The sequence below is a fragment of the Acinetobacter sp. YH01020 genome, from assembly GCF_013420275.1.
Taxonomy (GTDB): Bacteria; Pseudomonadota; Gammaproteobacteria; order Pseudomonadales; family Moraxellaceae; genus Acinetobacter; species Acinetobacter amyesii.
Genome location: NZ_VOYN01000125.1, coordinates 1 through 1,291 on the forward strand (window position 1 = coordinate 1; position 1,291 = coordinate 1,291).

Genomic DNA, 1,291 nt, shown 5'->3' on the forward strand with positions numbered 1-1,291 from the left:
GCTGTTTTGGAAGCAGGAATATCAACACAAAAGCATTGAATAATTTTTTTAATCTTGTAGTGACTTAATTTACTGTTTTCTATCATGATTCTAGACTAACATAATCATTTTGCTAGTCTAGAGCCTTGTTTTTTAGAGCAGAAGAAATTTACTCGGAAAGATGCTCAAAAACCGTATATTCAAGCTATTGAAAAATATTTTTTATCTTTGCGTCAGACCTATTTATCTCAAGCAAAGAATGCGTATCCAATCAAAGTATGAACCGTACCGGGTTTGTCGGAGACTTTTTTATTTAAGTTAGGCCACCTGACCTAACGGGTTAATCTTATCATAGTACATTGCTTCAAACTCAAAAGGCGATACATAACCCAGTGCACTGTGTACACGCTTTTTATTGAACCAATCTACCCAGTTTAGTGTCGCAAGTTGTACATCTGCTAAACCTTGCCAATCTGCTTTTAAATATTCAATCACCTCTGTTTTGTATAAGCCATTCACCGTTTCAGCCAAAGCATTATCGTATGAATCACCAGTCGTACCGACTGATGCTCGTAAATTTGCAGCTTCTAAACGATTGGTATAGCGAATAGAAAGATATTGAACACCTCTATCGGAATGATGAATCACATTCTTTGGCATGCCTCGATCGTGCAATGCTTGCTCAAGTGCATCGAGCACCATATCTGTATTCATCCGTGTAGATACTTTCCATCCAACAATTGCTCGTGAGAACACATCAATAATAAAGGCGGTATAGACCCAGCCTGAATGAGTTTGAATATACGTAAAGTCACTCACCCACAGTTGGTCAGGGTGATCAGCATTAAAATTACGTTTCACTAAATCATCTGCTCTTTTTTGATCATCTCGGCTACGGGTGGTTTGTTTATTCTTACCACGCCAAACACCTTGTATAGCTAGCTTCTGCATCAATCGAGCAACTGTACAACGTGCGATAACATAACCTTCACGTTTCAATTGTTGCCAGACCTTACGCACACCATATCGACCTGAACTTTCTTTCCAAATTCGTTTAATTTGTTCAGCATGATGCTCATCATGTAGATCTCGTTTCGCTCGATGTTCTGGATTGTCAGCGAGATCTAAAGTTCGGTAATAGGTCGAAGCTGCAATCGGTAAAATTCTACAAATCGCTTCAACACCATATCGATCTTTATTGTTCTGGATAAAATCCACCATTATTTGTGTGGGCGGTCGAGCTCCGCCTGGGCGAAAAAAGCGGCTGCTTTACGTAGAATTTCATTGGCACGTTTTAATTCTTTAATTTCAC

2 pseudogenes and 1 other annotated feature are annotated in these 1,291 nt (G+C 39.0%); both pseudogenes read right to left on the minus strand.

Annotated features, from left to right (window positions below):
* Positions 1–86, minus strand: a pseudogene (locus tag FTT85_RS18450) (IS1595 family transposase); the annotation flags it as partial.
* Positions 87–297: 211 nt separating this feature from the next.
* Positions 298–1,291 (minus strand): annotated as a pseudogene (locus tag FTT85_RS18455) (IS3 family transposase); the annotation flags it as partial.
* Positions 1,126–1,242, minus strand: a sequence feature (AL1L pseudoknot). (Overlaps the previous pseudogene by 117 nt.)